Origin of the sequence: Mesorhizobium sp. M0698 (genome assembly GCF_040320455.1) — a bacterium.
Taxonomy (GTDB): domain Bacteria; phylum Pseudomonadota; class Alphaproteobacteria; order Rhizobiales; family Rhizobiaceae; genus Mesorhizobium.
On record NZ_JAMYPQ010000001.1, the window covers coordinates 627,531 to 642,028 of the forward strand.

17 protein-coding genes are annotated in these 14,498 nt (G+C 64.3%); 8 read left to right on the plus strand and 9 right to left on the minus strand.

What is annotated here, in order from left to right:
* Window positions 1-59: 59 nt before the first annotated feature.
* The gene (locus tag NKI16_RS03120) at window positions 60-968 is read left to right on the plus strand and encodes a DMT family transporter (RefSeq protein ID WP_023676426.1); all 909 of its coding nucleotides are present in this window, start codon (window positions 60-62) and stop codon (window positions 966-968) included.
* Window positions 969-1,010: 42 nt separating this feature from the next.
* On the opposite strand, the gene NKI16_RS03125 is transcribed toward NKI16_RS03120, so the two are convergent.
* Entirely contained in the window at window positions 1,011-2,459 is a 1,449-nt protein-coding gene (locus NKI16_RS03125; protein WP_502897551.1) for an MFS transporter, read from the minus strand.
* A gap of 139 nt (window positions 2,460-2,598) precedes the next feature.
* Here NKI16_RS03125 and NKI16_RS03130 point away from each other — a divergent pair, with 139 nt between their 5' ends.
* A complete protein-coding gene (locus tag NKI16_RS03130; protein WP_023676424.1) occupies window positions 2,599-3,492 on the plus strand; it encodes a LysR family transcriptional regulator in 894 nt (297 codons plus the stop codon).
* Between the two features lie 19 nt (window positions 3,493-3,511).
* Here NKI16_RS03130 and NKI16_RS03135 read toward each other — a convergent pair whose 3' ends face one another.
* The 3 genes from NKI16_RS03135 to NKI16_RS03145 are packed head-to-tail and all read right to left on the minus strand — an operon-like array spanning window position 3,512 to window position 5,944.
* A complete protein-coding gene (locus NKI16_RS03135; protein WP_023676423.1) occupies window positions 3,512-4,552 on the minus strand; it encodes a zinc-dependent alcohol dehydrogenase family protein in 1,041 nt (346 codons plus the stop codon).
* A gap of 34 nt (window positions 4,553-4,586) precedes the next feature.
* Entirely contained in the window at window positions 4,587-5,237 is a 651-nt protein-coding gene (gene maiA, locus NKI16_RS03140; RefSeq protein WP_023676422.1) for a maleylacetoacetate isomerase, read from the minus strand.
* A complete protein-coding gene (locus NKI16_RS03145; protein ID WP_023676421.1) occupies window positions 5,234-5,944 on the minus strand; it encodes a fumarylacetoacetate hydrolase family protein in 711 nt (236 codons plus the stop codon). Before NKI16_RS03145 ends, maiA begins: the two co-directional genes overlap by 4 nt.
* Window positions 5,945-6,316: 372 nt before the next feature.
* Here NKI16_RS03145 and NKI16_RS03150 point away from each other — a divergent pair, with 372 nt between their 5' ends.
* Window positions 6,317-7,339, plus strand: coding sequence for an acyltransferase family protein (locus NKI16_RS03150; protein WP_023676420.1), 1,023 nt, complete (start codon window positions 6,317-6,319; stop codon window positions 7,337-7,339).
* A 19-nt stretch (window positions 7,340-7,358) separates the two neighbouring features.
* On the opposite strand, the gene NKI16_RS03155 is transcribed toward NKI16_RS03150, so the two are convergent.
* Window positions 7,359-7,847, minus strand: coding sequence for a GNAT family N-acetyltransferase (locus NKI16_RS03155; RefSeq protein ID WP_023676419.1), 489 nt, complete (start codon window positions 7,845-7,847; stop codon window positions 7,359-7,361).
* Between the two features lie 32 nt (window positions 7,848-7,879).
* Window positions 7,880-8,644, minus strand: a complete 765-nt coding sequence (locus NKI16_RS03160; RefSeq protein WP_023676418.1) for a copper homeostasis protein CutC — start codon at window positions 8,642-8,644, stop codon at window positions 7,880-7,882.
* A gap of 225 nt (window positions 8,645-8,869) precedes the next feature.
* On the opposite strand from NKI16_RS03160, the gene NKI16_RS03165 reads away from it, so the two are divergent.
* Both NKI16_RS03165 and NKI16_RS03170 read left to right on the plus strand, forming a co-directional pair.
* Window positions 8,870-9,313, plus strand: a complete 444-nt coding sequence (locus NKI16_RS03165; RefSeq protein ID WP_023676417.1) for an SRPBCC family protein — start codon at window positions 8,870-8,872, stop codon at window positions 9,311-9,313.
* Between the two features lie 119 nt (window positions 9,314-9,432).
* Window positions 9,433-9,888, plus strand: coding sequence for a carboxymuconolactone decarboxylase family protein (locus NKI16_RS03170; protein ID WP_023676416.1), 456 nt, complete (start codon window positions 9,433-9,435; stop codon window positions 9,886-9,888).
* 27 nt (window positions 9,889-9,915) lie between these two features.
* Here NKI16_RS03170 and NKI16_RS03175 read toward each other — a convergent pair whose 3' ends face one another.
* Window positions 9,916-10,824 (minus strand): LysR family transcriptional regulator, encoded by a 909-nt coding sequence (locus tag NKI16_RS03175; protein WP_023676415.1) that lies wholly within the window; start codon window positions 10,822-10,824, stop codon window positions 9,916-9,918.
* Window positions 10,825-10,952: 128 nt separating this feature from the next.
* Here NKI16_RS03175 and NKI16_RS03180 point away from each other — a divergent pair, with 128 nt between their 5' ends.
* From NKI16_RS03180 to NKI16_RS03190, 3 genes are read left to right on the plus strand one after another with little or no spacing between them, the layout of a single operon-like run.
* Window positions 10,953-11,456 (plus strand): nuclear transport factor 2 family protein, encoded by a 504-nt coding sequence (locus NKI16_RS03180; protein ID WP_051406120.1) that lies wholly within the window; start codon window positions 10,953-10,955, stop codon window positions 11,454-11,456.
* A 59-nt stretch (window positions 11,457-11,515) separates the two neighbouring features.
* A complete protein-coding gene (locus NKI16_RS03185) occupies window positions 11,516-12,499 on the plus strand; it encodes an alpha/beta hydrolase (protein ID WP_023676413.1) in 984 nt (327 codons plus the stop codon).
* Window positions 12,496-13,047 (plus strand): nuclear transport factor 2 family protein, encoded by a 552-nt coding sequence (locus tag NKI16_RS03190; RefSeq protein WP_023676412.1) that lies wholly within the window; start codon window positions 12,496-12,498, stop codon window positions 13,045-13,047. The genes NKI16_RS03185 and NKI16_RS03190 overlap by 4 nt, the downstream gene beginning before the upstream one ends.
* A 37-nt stretch (window positions 13,048-13,084) precedes the next feature.
* On the opposite strand, the gene NKI16_RS03195 is transcribed toward NKI16_RS03190, so the two are convergent.
* Window positions 13,085-13,516 carry a cupin domain-containing protein gene (locus tag NKI16_RS03195; protein WP_023676411.1) on the minus strand — a complete coding sequence of 144 codons (432 nt, stop codon included), beginning with the start codon at window positions 13,514-13,516 and terminating at the stop codon, window positions 13,085-13,087.
* 70 nt (window positions 13,517-13,586) lie between these two features.
* Window positions 13,587-14,417 carry an AraC family transcriptional regulator gene (locus NKI16_RS03200; RefSeq protein ID WP_023676410.1) on the minus strand — a complete coding sequence of 277 codons (831 nt, stop codon included), beginning with the start codon at window positions 14,415-14,417 and terminating at the stop codon, window positions 13,587-13,589.
* Between the last annotated feature and the right edge of the window lie 81 nt (window positions 14,418-14,498).

Genomic DNA, 14,498 nt, shown 5'->3' on the forward strand with positions numbered 1-14,498 from the left:
ATTGTCTCTGGCGGAGCCAGACGCCCGGCCCGATAGAGGGCGAAATCAGCGGGGCATCGATGGACAAGGCGGCGAGTAGTTGGGCGGCGAGTAGTTGGGCGGCGAGTGGTTGGGCGGCGAGTGGCTGGGTCAACGGGTTCATAGGCGTGCTGATCTTCAGCGGTTCGCTTCCGGCGACGCGCGTGGCGGTGATGGATTTCGATCCGGTGTTCGTAACGGTCGCCCGTGCGGCTTCGGCGGGCATCCTCGGCCTGGCGCTGCTGCTCGTTTTTCGTCAGAAGCGCCCGGAGCGGCGAGATCTGTTCCCGCTGGCGATCGTGGCGCTTGGCGTCGTGGTCGGTTTTCCCCTGCTGACGGCGCTGGCGCTCAAGCACATCACGTCGGCTCACTCCATCATTTTCGTCGGCCTGTTGCCGTTGGCGACCGCGATCTTCGGTGTGGTTCGAGGCGGCGATCGCCCGAAGCCGGCGTTCTGGCTGTTCTCGTGCCTCGGCAGCGCCCTTGTCGCCGGTTTCGCAGTCACGCAAGGCCTGTCGGTCTCGCCGCTCGGCGACATCTTGATGCTGGCCGCCATCATCGTGTGCGGATTGGGCTATGCCGAAGGAGCGGCGCTGTCGCGCAAACTCGGCGGTTGGCAGGTGATTTCGTGGGCGCTGGTGCTGTCGCTGCCCCTCATGCTGGCGCTGACGTTCATCACCATGCCGCCGTCGCTCGAAAGTGCCGGCAGGGGCGCATGGATTGGTCTGGCCTATGTCTCGCTGTTCAGCATGCTGATCGGTTTCGTGTTCTGGTATCGCGGCCTGGCGCAAGGCGGCATCGCCGCGGTCGGGCAGTTGCAACTGCTGCAGCCCTTCTTCGGCCTGGGGCTGGCGGCAGCGCTGCTGCATGAGCAGGTCAGTCCCGCCATGATCGCCGTCACCGCCGCCGTCGTGCTTTGCGTCGTCGGTGCCAAGAGATATGCGAGATAGGTGCGCCGGCTGCCGGAGTTGCATGCGAACCGGGTGGAATCCTCAAGGATGCTTGGCAACGATATCAGTTCGCCCGGCAGTGGCGCGGGCTGAAAATACCGCAAGGATCAGCGCCATCAGCACCAGGCCCGTCGCCACCTGGAAGGTGACCTGCATCCCTCGTGCCGCTGCCGCAGGTGCCAACACTGCCAAGCCAGTGCCTTCCCCAGCCGATGCGAAGGCAAACACTGCGCCCATCACGGACGCACCGGTGATCAGGCCGAGATTGCGCGACAGATTGAGCAGGCCGGAGACGACGCCGCGCTGGTCGGATGCGACGCCCGTCATCACGGCCGAATTGTTGGAGGTCTGAAACAGGCTGTAGCCGGTGCAGACGATGATGATCGGCACGACATAGCCGGCAATACCGAATTCCGCCCGCGACAGAGCAAAGGTGCCAATAGCGAGATCGAACAGGCCGACGATCATGATCCGGTTCGCCCCGAAACGATCGACCAGGCGTCCGGCCGGCAGCGCCGCCAATGCGGTAACCAGAGGGCCGGTCGACAGAACCAGCCCGACCATGGCTGCGTCCAGCCCGAGCGCGCGCGACAGATAGAATGGTGCGACCACCAGCGTCGCCATCATCACCGTGGCGACGATCAGGTTCATGGCGAGGCTTGCGTTCAACGCCTGGTCGCGGAACCTCGCAGGTTGGATCAAAGGGTTCTGGACCCTTGTCTGCGCAATGACAAACAGCAGGCCAGCCACGGTTGCGGCAATCAGCAAGCCGACATTGAGAGAACCAAAACTGCCACGCCCAAGGGTCATGGCGAGCGCATAGGCGGCTAGCGTCAGCGCGAGCAAAGCCGTGCCGATCCCGTCGAAACCGCGCCGACCTGGCGTCTTTTTTCCGGCCGACAGGAAGCGCCAGGCAAGCGCAAAGGCCAGCACCCCCAACGGCAGATTGATGAGGAAGATCGCGCGCCAGCCGAGGCCGGCAATCAACAGTCCGCCAAGCGAGGGGCCAAGCGTGGTGCCGATCGCCGACATGGCGCCGAGCAGGCCCATGACGCTGCCGGTTTTATCCCGGGGAACCGCGTCGGCGACAAAGGCCAGCGTCAGAGCCATCATAATGGCCGCGCCGAGCCCCTGTGCCGCCCGTGCGGCGATCAGCAGCCAGAGCGTCGGCGCGAGCCCGCAAAGCACCGATGCGAAGGTGAACAGGGCAATGCCGCCGAGCAATAGCGGGCGGCGGCCGAATATATCGGCGAGCCGCCCGGCGCTTACGATCAAGGTGGTGATGGCGAGCAGATAGGACAGGACGACCCATTGCACGAGCTGGAACGATGCGTCGAACGCCTGCATCAGCGATGGCAGCCCGACGCTGGCGATGCTGGTGGCGAGCGACGACAGCAGCGTTGAAAGCGACAGGCTTGCCAATGCCCATCGGGTCGAGCGTGCGCTCACCGGGGCAACTTCGTCCCAGGTCTTTTCAGCGGTCGATGCCAAGGTGAACTCCTTTGCCGGCAGCCCCCAATCGGAGCTGTCGGACGCTATTCCCTCGCATGATGTGGCGGAAGGCGCAGTATTTGCATCTTATTCGTGCATGAAACGCCACATCGCGGCCGAGCTGTGCTACGGTCCTTCCATGTCGTCGCCAGATCTCAATCTGCTTGTCGCCCTCGATGTGCTGCTGACCGAGGGCAGTGTGGCGCGCGCGGCCGGGCGGCTGCGCCTCAGTCCCTCGGCGATGAGCCGGACGTTGGCGCGGTTGCGCCAGGCGACAGGCGACCCATTGTTGGTCCGGGCCGGCCGTGGCCTGGTTGCGACGCCGCGCGCGCTCGAATTGCAGCAACAGGTAGGCCGAGTCGTTCAGGATGCGGAAGCGCTGCTGCGCCCGGCCAAGCTCCTCGACCTCTCTGCTCTCGACAAGGTCTTCACGCTGCGCGCCAACGAAAGTTTCGTCGAGGAGTTCGCACCGCGTCTTCTGACCCGTGTCGAAGCGGATGCACCTGGCGTGCGGCTGCGTTTTGCGCCGAAATCCGACAAGAACGACATGTCGTTGCGTGACGCGGCGGTTGATCTCGAAATCGGGGTTGCCAGTGAAACGAGCCCCGAAATGCGCATTCAGGCGCTGTTTCGCGACCGCTTCATCGGTGCGGTGCGAACGGGTCACAGGCTGGGCGAGGGCCCAATGACGCCGGAACGCTATGCGGCCGGCCGCCACATCAGCGTTTCGCGGCGTGGCCGCGAAAAGGGCCCGATCGACGAGGCCTTGAAACTGCTCGGTCTCCAGCGGACGATCGTGTGCATGGTTTCCAGCTTCTCGGCCACGCTCGCCATGGCGCGCGCCTCCGATCTGATCGCCAGCGTCCCCGAACGGCACACGCTGGGCGCGCGCACGGGCATGTACAGCTTCCCGTTGCCGGTCGATATCGAGGAGGTCACCATTTCGATGCTGTGGCATCCGCGACTCGATGCCGATCCGGCACAACGCTGGCTGCGAGCCTGCGTGCGGGAGGTCTGCGCGTCGTTTCGCTGATCCAGACTCAGGGCGTGATCTAGAATCTGGTCACCACGCCGATGCCTATGCCTTCGAAGCCGCCCATCGCCATCAATGCGGCCGGCGCCTCTTCGAGGCTGATCTTCTTGCCGACCAGCAGTTCGGGTTTCAGCTTGCCGGTGCGGATCATCTCCATCATCGCCTGGTAGCGGAAGGCCTGCATGCCGTGGCTGCCGCGGATTTCGAGCTCGAATGCGATCACCTTGTCCATCGGTATCTGCGGCCTGGCATGGTCGCCGAGCATCAGGCCGACCTGCACGTGGCGGCCGCGGCGGCGCAGGTTTGCGATCGAGTTGAACGAGGTACTGGGGTGGCCGAGCGCGTCCATCGACATGTGCGCGCCGCCATTGGTGATCTGCTTGACCGCCTTGACCACGTTCGGCGTCTTTGCCGCGTTGATCGTCGCCACCGCGCCGATCTTTTTGGCAAAGTCCAGCTTCTCGTCGGTGAGGTCGATGGCGACGACATTGGCGCCCATGGCGCTGGCGATCATGATCGCCGACAGGCCGACGCCGCCGCAGCCGTGCACCGCCACCCATTCGCCGGGCGTCACCCGGCCCTGGTCGACGATGGCGCGGAACGAGGTGACGAACCTGCAGCCGAGGCTGGCGGCGGTGGCGAATTCCATCTCATCGGGCAAGCGCACGAGATTGGTGTCGGCATGGTCGATGGCGACATATTCGGCGAACGAACCCCAGGCAGTGAAGCCGGGCTGGAATTGGTGCTCGCACACCTGGTGATTGCCCGAGGTGCATTCGAAGCAGCGGCCGCAGCCGACGGCAAACGGCACGGTGACGCGCTCGCCGCCCTTCCAGCGGGTCACCTGGTTGCCTGCGGAGACCACGACGCCGGCCAGTTCGTGGCCCGGCACATGCGGCAGGCGGATGCCGTCGTCGTGGCCCATCCAGCCATGCCAGTCGCTGCGGCAGAGGCCGGTCGCCTCCACCTTGATGACGACGCCTTCCGGTGCCGGCTCCGGATCGGGAACGGTCTGGATCGTTGGCGTTTCGCCGAACTTTTCGAAGACGACGGCTTTCATCGGCAGTTCCTCATCACTTCATGCAATTTGCGGTCTATTCGGCATCGATCTGGTTCTCAGGCGCGGCCTTCTGGAACGCCGGCAGCGCCATGCAGGCGGCATTGATGCGCGAGATCGTCGGGTAGGGCGTCATGTCGACGCCGAAGCGGGCATTGCTGGTGACCTGTGCGACCAGGCAGATGTCGGCCAGCCCCGGCGTGTCGCCATGGCAGAATGTCTTGGTCTCGGGCGAGGAAGCCAGAATCTTTTCAAGCGGCTGGAAGCCTTCGTTGACCCAGTGCCGGAACCAGTTGACGACATCCTGGTCGCCGGCGCCGAACAGTGTGCGCAGCGAGGTCAGCACGCGCAGATTGTTCACCGGATGGATGTCGCAGGCGATCATCTGCGCCAGCATCCTGACGCGGGCGCGGCCAGGCGCATCCTTGGGCAGCAGCGGCGGCTCAGGCGTGGTCTCGTCGAAATATTCGATGATCGCCAGCGATTGCGTCAGCAGCGTGCCGTCGTCCAGGACCAGTGCCGGCACCAGCCCTTGCGGATTGACCGCGAGGTAGGCGGGTTCGAGATGCTCGCCGTGGCGCAAATGATGCGGCACGTAGTCGTAGGACAGGCCCTTCATCTCCAGCGCGATCCGCACCCGGTAAGAGGTCGAGGAGCGGTAGTAGTTATGGAGGACGATGTCGCTCATCGGATCGGTTGGCCGATGGTCAGTTCGATTTCGCCGATGCCGTCGACGCCACCGGTGATCTTTTCGCCCGGCCCGACGGCGCCGACGCCAGCCGGTGTTCCGGTGAAGATCAGGTCGCCGGGCTTAAGCTCTAGCGCCTCGCTGCAAATCGAGACGATGTCGGGAACCGGCCAGATCAGTTCGGCAAGGTCGCCGTCCTGCCTGATCTCGCCGTCGACCGCGAGCCAGATGCAGCCCTTTTCGGGATGACCGGATTTTTGCGCCGGGACCAGCGGGCCGCAGGGCGCTGAACGGTCGAAGGCTTTCGACCAGTCCCACGGCCTTGCCGCCTTTTTCGCCTCGTCCTGAAGGTCGCGGCGAGTCAGGTCGACGCCGACGCCGTAGCCCCAGACATGGTCCAGCGCGCGCTCGCGCGGGATGCGAAAGCCGGCTCTGCCGATCGCGACGACCAGCTCGATTTCGTGATGCAGGTTTTGGGTCAGTGGCGGGTAGGGGATCGTGGTGCCCGAACCGACCACCGAGTCGACCACTGCGTCGCCTGGTTTGGTGAAGAAGAAGGGAGGGTCGCGCTCGTCATTGCCGAGCTCGCGGGCATGGGCTGCGTAGTTGCGGCCAACGCAGAAGATCCGGCGCACCGCAAAACGCTCCGGCGAGCCGGCCACGGCCACCGACGGGGTTGCGGGCAAGGGAAGGACGAAGCCGGTCATGCACTGTCTCTGTTTCAGTGGATATGTCGCCGGCACATTCGACCGATTTGGCCGGTCGGGCAAGGCATTGCATCGCGCAAAGGCTAGGCCTGCCGCACGGTGCCGCGGAAATCGCCGGTACATTTTGCTCTGCCGGCCAGATGGCAATGTACCATTTGGGAATAAGCCGGCCACGGCGCGAAGCGCCTGCCGCCAACGCCTGAGACTGTCGACCGTTGGTTTCGGGGAACGGACGTGACAGCCCCTTTCGGTCCGTCCTGTGCTTCGGGCGTGTCGTTATCTCGCACTTGCACAAAGTTCTGGTGCGCTGCAATATAGCTGGAGGAATGCGGCCTCCAGCCCGCCTTTCGCAGGTTCAATGAAGGGACCGGCATGACGGACATTTCCGCGACGCGTCTTGTCGTATCCAGGCCTGTGGCCGACAGCTCGGCAAGAACCAGGCTTGCCTATCTCGACGGCTGGCGCGGCCTGTCGATCGCGCTGGTGCTGATCGGCCATTTCTTCCCCGTTCCCGGCATCAATCTCGGCGTCCTGGGCGTCGAATTCTTCTTCGTGCTCAGCGGCCGGCTGATGGCCGAGATCCTGTTTGTCGAATACTATCCGCTGAAGAAATTCTTCAAGCGCCGGTTCTCCCGCATCTACCCGGCACTACTCATCTTCGTCGTCGCCGCGATGGTTGCCTTGTCCGGCACATTCATCGCCTTCAAATGGAAGGCGGCGCTGACGGCGCTGACGTTCACCTACAACTATGCCGGAATTCTCGTCACCCGCGCCGGCGCGCTCGACCATATCTGGTCGCTCTGCGTCGAAGAGCACGCCTATATCATCCTGGCGCTGATCAGCGTCGTCGTCTCGGGGCGGTCCCGGGTCATCATGTTGCTCGGTGCATTGTCGGTGCTGGCCATGGCAAACGGCGCCATCTCCTACTGGGTGCTCGCAATAGGCTACGAGGGCACCTATTGGCGCACCGACGTGCACATCGCCTCGATCCTGCTGTCGGCGGTGATATGCCTGCTCAAGGCCGACGACAGGCTGCCGGCGCTGCTCAAGGGGCCGCATGTCGCCCCGGCGGCCTCAGTAGTGGCTGTGCTCCTTTTCATGGCTGCCGTGCCAACCCCGATCCACTATCTGGTCGCGGTGCCGCTGTTGGCACTCGCCGTCAATTTGCTCGACTTCAGCAGCCGGTATCTGACCGGGTTTCTATCGTCCCTGCCGATGACGATGCTGGGGCTGTGGTCGTATTCGCTCTATCTTTGGCAGCAGCCCTTTTATCAAATCGTCGACATAAAAGGCAGTTCGCCGTGGTTGATGCTTGCGGCGGCGTTCGCTTGCGCGCTGTGCGGCTACTACATCATCGAAAAGCCGGCCCGCTCCTGGCTGAACCGCAATTGGTAGGGCGAACGGCGCCCGCCGTTCAGCCGGCGATCCGTCTTGCATAATACCGCACGGCTTTCCTGCCGCCGTGGATTACCGCGTCGCCCACTTCCGCAAAGCCGAGTGCGGCATGGAAGGCGTCCGAAGCCGGATTGGGTGGCTCGGCATTGACTTCGCAGGTGACGATCGCCTGGCCCGCGCGTGACGCCTGCTCGAACAGATCCTCATACAGCCGGCGGGCATGGCCGCGGCCGCGCGCTTTGGCGCCGACCACGACGCGGTCGACGTAGACGAACCGCGGATAGCGCTCGCGAAACCACAGGAAGTTGGGGCTGTCGTAGCTCGCGTCCTGGTCGAAGGTCATGATGAAGGCTTCGAGTGCACCGATGCGGCGCGTGTAAAACGCTTCGCCGAGCAGGAAGGACAGGCGCTCAGGTTCGAGCCATGATAATTCCGCAGCGTGCTCGTTGTTGAGCGCGAGGATGGCGGGCTCATCCTGCGGCGAAACCCGTTCGATCGGCAAACGCATTTCGATCATGTTTTTTCTTCGATCTTCCAGGATCATGTCCGGGCAGCGGCGATGGTCGCCGCCACCAGCGCCTCGTCGGTCACGGTGTTGCGGTATTCGCGGTCGAGGTCGGTGCCGCCCATGCCGACTTTCGGGTTGCGGTAGCGCATGGCACTCGGCACGTCCTTGAGCGCGGCGAAGTGCATTTCGCTCAACCCGGTTTTCCTCCGCACCTTGCTGATGTTCTCGGGATCAAGCCCGCCGCAGCCGAGGATGATGATGCGGTCGCCGGCCTGCCTGACAAGCTCGGCGAGCAGGTCCGCGCCTTCCAGTGCCGTGTCGCGCTGGCCGCTGGTCAGCACGCGGCCGACCTTGCAGCGGATCAGCGCTTCCAGCGCCTCGGTCGGGTCGCGGGTCATGTCGAAGGCGCGGTGGCAGGTGACGTTCAAGCGTCCCGCCGCCTTAACCAATTCGCTCATGCGCTGTTCGTCGATAGTGCCGTCGGCAGCGAGGCAACCGACGACGACACCGGCGACGCCGAGCTCGGCAAGCGCGCCGACATCGGCGAGCATCGAACGATATTCGGCTTCGCCATACAGAAAATCGCCGCCGCGCGGCCGCACGATGACGTGGAACGGGATCGTCGCCAGCTCGAGCGCGGCGCGCACCGTGCCGAAGCTCGGCGTGATGCCGCCCTCGATCAGGCTGGCACAGAGCTCGACACGGTCGGCGCCTGCGGCTTGCGCGGCCAGCAGGCCGTCTATGCCTTCGACGCAGATCTCGATCAACGGGAGGCGAGGGCGTTCGGTCTCGGTCATGGGCGATCCGTCGATGATTTCAGCTGGCCAGCGGTAGCATCGGGCATGGTGCGATGAAAGCCGGAAGTGTTGGCTCAATGTGCTTGCGGGCGCGCCTGCCATTCCGCCGCTTGACACATTCATAACTTAAGCGTTATACGTAACTCATAGCTGGTGGGTTATTGGTTCTCATGGAGAGCGCGTTGTTGATAGCCCAGCCAAACCGCAAACAACGGGTCCGAAGTCATGACTGAAGCAACCACAATCGAAACCAAATCCATTGTCGTCGAGCGTCTGATCCCGCATGCGGCTGAAAAGATATGGCGCGCACTGACCGTGCCGCATCTAGTTGCCGAATGGCTGATGGAGAACGACTTTGCGCCTGAGCAAGGCCATCGCTTTACCTTTCGCGCGACGCCGGTGCCTGGCTGGTCCGGCGTGACGAACTGCGAGGTGCTGAAGATCGAGCCGCCACGCCTGCTAGCCTACAGCTGGGGCGACGGCACCGAATCCGACAGCGGTCTGAAGACCGTGGTGACATGGTCGTTGACGCCCGAAGGTACAGCGACGCGGGTGCGCATGGAGCATTCCGGGTTCCGGTCCGAGGACGAGCGCGGCTACATCGGCATGGGAAGCGGTTGGCCGCGCATTCTCGAGCGGCTTGAGCGGGTGACTGCCTCGCAAAGCTGAAGATCCCGGCGCTCGCCTTGCCGCAACGCGGCGGCCGGCGAACTGACAGAACCAAGACATATCGAGACCCCGGATGTTCGTCGTCCGGGCTTGAAAAAACACGCCCGAAGGAGACCACTATGCAAGCACGATTGAAAAACCCGGTGGTGCTCATTCCCGGCGCCTTGCAGGCGCTGCTCGCGCTGGACAAGTCTACGGAAACGGCTGACCTGTCCTATGTGACGCGCAAGCTCGTCCATTTGCGCGCCAGCCAGATCAACGGATGCAGCCTCTGCGTCGATATGCATGCGCGCGAATTGAAGAAGGCCGGCGAAAAGGACGAACGCATCTTTGCCGTGTCCGCATGGCGGGAGACACCCTACTTCACCGACGCCGAACGCGCCGCGCTGGCACTGACCGAGGCGGCAACCCGGTTGGCCGACCGGCCGGATCCGGTGCCGGATGCAGTCTGGGACGAGGCCGCCCGGCACTATGACGAAAAGGCGCTTGCCGCCCTGGTCGTCCAGATTGCCCTGATCAACGCATTCAACCGGCTCAACGCAACCACCAGGCAGATGGTCGGCGCCTGGGGCTGAACGGGGCCGGATTCTCGAAAAGCCACATCAGATCCGCAGCTTGTGCGAATTCGCGCGGACGAAGTCGATGAAGGCCCGCAGCTTCGGTGGCACGAGGCGGCGGCTGGGATAATAGAGGTGGAGCGGCTCGTAAGCGGGACAGAAAGGCTCCAGCACCTTGACCAGCGCGCCTGAGGCGAGAAGCGGCGCGGCGAGGCCCTCGACCGCGAAGGCGAGGCCAAGCCCTTGCGCGGCGGCGGTAATGCACAGCGGAAGCGTGTTCACGACCAGGCATGCGTCCGGCGTGAATGCGACTTCGCGTCCCTCCACAATGAACTCCCAGGGCGAAATCGCGCGCGTGCGGGTCAGGGCGAATGCGATGCAGCGATGGGCGGCGAGGTCGGCCGGCCGCTTCGGTGTGCCGTTGCGCGCCAGATAATCGGGGCTACCCACCGCGACCATCTGCAGTGGCCCGCCCAGACGCGCGCCGATCATGTCTTTCTCGAGAAGTTCGCCGATGCGCAGGCCGGCGTCGAAGCCATCGGCGGCGATATCGACGAAGCTGTCGTCGAAAATCAGACTAAGCCGCACTTCGGGATAAGCATCCATGAACGGCCGCATCAGCGGCTCGATCAGCAGCGGAGCGGCGATCCACGGCAGGCTGAGCCGCAGCGTGCCGGCGGGACGATCGCGGCTGTCGCGCAGAGCCGCACCAGCCGCCCAGATATCTTCGGCTGCCGGACGCACATGGTCGAGGTATTGGGCGCCAGCTTCGGTCAAGCCAACGCTGCGGGTCGTCCGGTTGAGCAGCCGCACCCCCAGGCGCTCCTCGAGCCCCTTGACCGCCTCGCTCAACGAGGCCGGAGCGACGCCGAGCTCGGCGCCGGCGCGGGTGAAGCTTTTGGCCTCCGCAACCTTGACGAAGGCGACGATGCCGCTGAATTGGTCGAGGCGCATTGTAAGGATTTTCCAAATAGCCCTATCGAACTCTACTGGTTTTTCCGGCGAACGAAAGGCGTCATGTTGGGTCCGACGAACGGGCCTCGGTGTTGGGAACGGCTCGAACGGGCAAGGAGACAGGACCGATGACCAGGCTTGCTTTACTCGCCGCCGGCACTCTTCTGGCGGTGTCTGCCGCCCCGGCGCACAGCGGGCCACTGGAAGACCGCAATATCCAGCTCATCAAAGACTACTACGCAGCTTACGCGACCGGCAATCCCGAGGCCGTGCGGCCCTTCCTCGCGCCCGACATCGTGTGGCGCATTCCCGGTCATCATCCGCTCGCCGGCGACAAGCGCGGGCCGGACGAGGTGGTCGCCTTCTTCCGCGGCCTGGCCGATGGCAAGTTCAAGGCCGAGCCGATCTTCTTCCAGGCGCAAGGCGACCTCGTGGTCGACGTCCATCGCGGCTGGTCGAATGTCGGCTCAGGTCCCGAGATCGACCAGTTCTACGCGCTGATGTTCCGCATCACGGACGGCAAGATCGCCGAGGCACAGAATTTTTTGACCGACATGTACCAGTCGGACGCTTTCTACTGGGCGCATTACCCGCTGAAGCCACTGCCCAGCCGACTGGCTGGCGAGCGCTGAGACGGCGGTCTTTCTCGCAACGCGCCGCGCTTCTCATTCCAAGCCAAAGGAGACTTGCGATGCTTAAAACCCTGACACTTGCCGTAGCAACCGCCGCCGCGCTCGCCGCCTCCAATGCCGTCGCCGCACCGCGCGTCGAGCGCGTCACTTTCGCCTCGCATGGTGATCAGATCGTCGGCGAGCTCTATCTGCCTGAGGATCTGGACGCGGCAAAACCTCGGCCGGCGCTGGTCGTGACCGGCGCCTGGATGACGGTGAAGGAACAGATGCCGGCCCGCTACGCCCGCGAGATGGCCGATCGTGGCTTCGTCGCCTTGACCTTCGATTTTCGCGGCTGGGGTGAAAGCGGCGGCGCGCGCCGCCAGTATGAGGATCCTAATGCCAAGATCGCTGACATCGAAGCGGCCGTCGCCTATCTCGCGACCCGGCCCGAGACCGATCAGGACCGCATCGGCGGGCTCGGCATTTGCGCCAGCTCCGGCTATATGGTCACCGCCGCGGCAGGAAACGCCGCGATCAAGTCGGTCGCCCTCGTTGCGCCCTGGTTGCAGGATGCCGAAGTGGTCGAGCAGACCTATGGCGGCAACGACGGCGTCGCCAGGCTTGAAGCCGCCGGCGATGCGGCCGAGGCCGAGTATCGCCGCACCGGCAAGCAAGCGTTCTTGCCGGCCGCGAGCCTGACCGACGAGCGCGCGGTCATGTTCAAGATGCCTTACTACACCGAGCCCGATCGCGGCATGCTCCCGGCCTGGCGCAACGAGGCCGATCCGGCGTTCTGGCGCGGCTGGTTGAGGTTCGATGCGATCCGGGCGGCTCCGCGCCTGAACCAGCCTTTTCTGATGGTGCACAGCGAGGCGGCTGCCATTCCGCAGGGTGCGCACAAGTTTTACGCGCGGCTGACCAGCTCCAGGCGGGAGCTGTGGCTCGACAACGTCACCCAGTTCGATTTCTACGACCGTGCCGCGCCGGTGAAGGCGGCGAGCGATGCCGCCGCCGCGCACTTCCGCGCGACGCTGGGCAGTGCGGGGGAGGCGGGACAATGAGCCTCGTCACCCGCCGGCATGTCCTGGTCTCGGCGATTTCCGCTGCGATGATTTCCGCCGTCTCGGCGCCCGCCTCGAGCGCGCCGGGAGATGCGCTGACGGTCAAAGACAGGATCGCAATCACCGAGGCAGTGGCCGGGATCGGCCTCTATGCCGATCTGCGTGAATGGAACCGGGTCAGATCCTATCTCGCGGCCCGTGTCACGACCGACTATACCAGCCTCTTCGGCGGCGAGGTCACGACCAGCGGCCGCGACGCGTTGATCGCCCAGTGGCAAGGGCTGCTGCCGGGCTTCGACGCCACCCAGCACCTCATCACCAACATCACCGTCGAGGGCGCGGGCAATGACGCGGTCGCACGCAGCCATGTCCGCGCAGCCCACTGGATCGACGGGCGGTTCTGGACGGTCGGCGGCAGCTATCTCCACCGGCTGGTGCGGACGCCGGAAGGCTGGCGCGTCAACGCCATTGCCATCCATCGGTTGTACGAGGAGGGGGATCGCGCCGTTCTGGCCGCCGCCGCCGACCGGGTGAAGGCTGCGGAGTGAATCCGGTGTTCCTTGCTGGAGTGCCCGACGACCGCAGTTACTGGCGCAACACCGTGTTCTTGGTGCCTTCTTCGACCTGGTCGATGACCAGCAGCTTGACCGGATCGGCGCCGACATTGGTCGCCTGATGCCATTGCCCGATCATCTCGATGATGAAATCACCTGTTTGATAGGTGTTGCTCTTGCCGGTCTCGACGTTGGTGACCTGAAGCGTGCCGGCCTCAACATAGGCATAGCGCGGAAACGGATGCTTGTGGACCGGCAAGGTCGCGCCCGGCGCGATCTGATAGGCCGAGACCAGGACCTGGACGTTCTTCTGCGGCAGCGTGATCGGCTGGCCGGACGCGGTCTCGGTGCGAGAGGCAAGCGGGGTCACGATGACCGGCGTGCCGCTGGCATCCAGCGCCTGGGCGCTGTTTGCAAACAGTGCAGCCGTGAGCAGCAGCGTCGGCGCCAAGATTTTTCGCATGATTCCCCCCGAACTGCGTCAGCATTGCGCAGCAAGCTTTGAGGCGCAAGCTTGTCTGTTCAGGAGCGTCTTATCCCGCTCTTCTGAACATGCCTGGCGTCATGCCATGCATGGCCCGGAATGTACGGGACAGATGGCTCTGGTCGGCGAAACCTGCCGCGATGGCGGCATCGGCAAGGCCAAATCCCCGTTCGATCAGCGCGCTCGCCCGGCGCAATCGCCGGTCGCGGATATAGGCCGCCGGCGTCAGGCTAATTACCTTGTTGAAGTCGCGGATGACCTGGAACCGGGTCACGCCAGCCGCGCCGGCAAGCCGCTTGAGGTCGAGCTGCGAGCCAAGCTCGCTTTCGACAAGATCGCGGTAGAGGGAAAATCTTCGCTGCGATCCGGAGCTTTCGATCTCTTCGGCCTGTCCGCTCGAGTCGCCATGCCGAACGATCAGCCGTCGCAGCGCCACGAGCAGGGACGTCTCGGCCGTCATTGTGTCCGGGGATGTCGAGCCCTGGTGTGCTGCCGTCAATGCTGCGGCGAGACTGCTGTCTTCGATCGTCGCGCGCGAAAACACCGGAGCGCCGTCGCGGCCGAGTTCGCGGGCAAGCGCGGTCATCAGCGGCACCGAAGGATAAAACGTCCGGTAGGCCCAGCCTTCATCCGCCCCGCGTTCGCCGTCATGCCACTCCTCGGGATTGACGACGGCAATGGTGCCTGCCGGAGCGAGAACGCTTTTGCGGCCGATGCGAATGCGCTCGCAGCCAGAGGTGATCAGGGCGATCACATAGGTCGGATGCGTGTGCAGGTCGTAGCGGTGCCGGGTGAAGCGCGCCTCGAACAGGCCAAGGTCGGGGAAGCACGGATGGCGCCAGTATTTCCCGGTCTCTGCCGCTTCGTTTGTCCTTGCCATGGTCAATCCGGTTCAAGACGCCTCTCGCCGGGCCTTCTATGGCTGGCAAACCAAGCCGCTTTTTGTCGGCGGAAAGGAGGC

Coding starts and splice junctions, on each gene's coding strand:
- NKI16_RS03120 (WP_023676426.1), top strand. CDS start 60: ATGGACAAGGCGGCGAGTAGTTGGGCGGCGAGTAGTTGGGCGGCGAGT.
- NKI16_RS03130 (WP_023676424.1), top strand. CDS start 2,599: ATGTCGTCGCCAGATCTCAATCTGCTTGTCGCCCTCGATGTGCTGCTG.
- NKI16_RS03135 (WP_023676423.1), bottom strand. CDS start 4,552: ATGAAAGCCGTCGTCTTCGAAAAGTTCGGCGAAACGCCAACGATCCAG.
- maiA (WP_023676422.1), bottom strand. CDS start 5,237: ATGAGCGACATCGTCCTCCATAACTACTACCGCTCCTCGACCTCTTAC.
- NKI16_RS03145 (WP_023676421.1), bottom strand. CDS start 5,944: ATGACCGGCTTCGTCCTTCCCTTGCCCGCAACCCCGTCGGTGGCCGTG.
- NKI16_RS03150 (WP_023676420.1), top strand. CDS start 6,317: ATGACGGACATTTCCGCGACGCGTCTTGTCGTATCCAGGCCTGTGGCC.
- NKI16_RS03155 (WP_023676419.1), bottom strand. CDS start 7,847: ATGCGTTTGCCGATCGAACGGGTTTCGCCGCAGGATGAGCCCGCCATC.
- NKI16_RS03160 (WP_023676418.1), bottom strand. CDS start 8,644: ATGACCGAGACCGAACGCCCTCGCCTCCCGTTGATCGAGATCTGCGTC.
- NKI16_RS03165 (WP_023676417.1), top strand. CDS start 8,870: ATGACTGAAGCAACCACAATCGAAACCAAATCCATTGTCGTCGAGCGT.
- NKI16_RS03170 (WP_023676416.1), top strand. CDS start 9,433: ATGCAAGCACGATTGAAAAACCCGGTGGTGCTCATTCCCGGCGCCTTG.
- NKI16_RS03175 (WP_023676415.1), bottom strand. CDS start 10,824: ATGCGCCTCGACCAATTCAGCGGCATCGTCGCCTTCGTCAAGGTTGCG.
- NKI16_RS03180 (WP_051406120.1), top strand. CDS start 10,953: ATGACCAGGCTTGCTTTACTCGCCGCCGGCACTCTTCTGGCGGTGTCT.
- NKI16_RS03185 (WP_023676413.1), top strand. CDS start 11,516: ATGCTTAAAACCCTGACACTTGCCGTAGCAACCGCCGCCGCGCTCGCC.
- NKI16_RS03190 (WP_023676412.1), top strand. CDS start 12,496: ATGAGCCTCGTCACCCGCCGGCATGTCCTGGTCTCGGCGATTTCCGCT.
- NKI16_RS03195 (WP_023676411.1), bottom strand. CDS start 13,516: ATGCGAAAAATCTTGGCGCCGACGCTGCTGCTCACGGCTGCACTGTTT.
- NKI16_RS03200 (WP_023676410.1), bottom strand. CDS start 14,417: ATGGCAAGGACAAACGAAGCGGCAGAGACCGGGAAATACTGGCGCCAT.